This window comes from Phocaeicola acetigenes (assembly GCF_027529745.1).
Classification (GTDB): domain Bacteria; phylum Bacteroidota; class Bacteroidia; order Bacteroidales; family Bacteroidaceae; genus Phocaeicola; species Phocaeicola acetigenes.
The window spans coordinates 1-519 of record NZ_JAPZVM010000031.1 but is presented as its reverse complement, the minus strand read 5'-3'; the positions used below and the strand labels follow the sequence as shown (position 1 = coordinate 519).

1 protein-coding gene is annotated in these 519 nt (G+C 43.9%); it reads left to right on the top strand.

The genetic code is table 11. The features are described from left to right. Positions 1–519, top strand: a 519-nt coding sequence (locus tag O6P32_RS13580) for a hypothetical protein (protein WP_269879058.1), incomplete at both ends; no start/stop codon positions are given.

Sequence of the window (519 nt, the reverse complement as noted above, 5' to 3'; positions counted from 1 at the left end):
ACTCCGGATCGGGAAAGCTTTATTACGGTAAACGAGAAGCTGAGTGTGTTGAACGACAGAGCTACCATTTTGCCGGATGCGCGAGGAGTCTCTGTAAGTTACTTGTCTGGAACATTTGACCTTGCGTTGAATTGTGGTGAGGAACTGGAATATGTGGACGGTGGAAACGGAGTGATAGAAGTCACTCCTGTCAATCCGGAAGCTTCCAGTTTGGCAGAAAGAAATGTCTTCAGAATTGCAAAAAAGTTGTTGGCTCCTAATGCTCCTCAGCAAGAAGCAAAACTTCAGTTCAGACGCAAAGGATTTTCGGAGGTATACGATGAAGACTGTCTGACTGTGGTATTGGAGAAAAATGATGATACCTTAGAGGGTATGCTGGACTTCAATAACGAGACTTACGGATATGATTTCGGTCGTTATATTGACGGAACTTTAGGTACTTATACAGTAGGCGAGGGTAAGACTATGGCTTTGGAAGTATCGGAATCGAATCCTTGGATAAGATTGGTACGTTCTGAG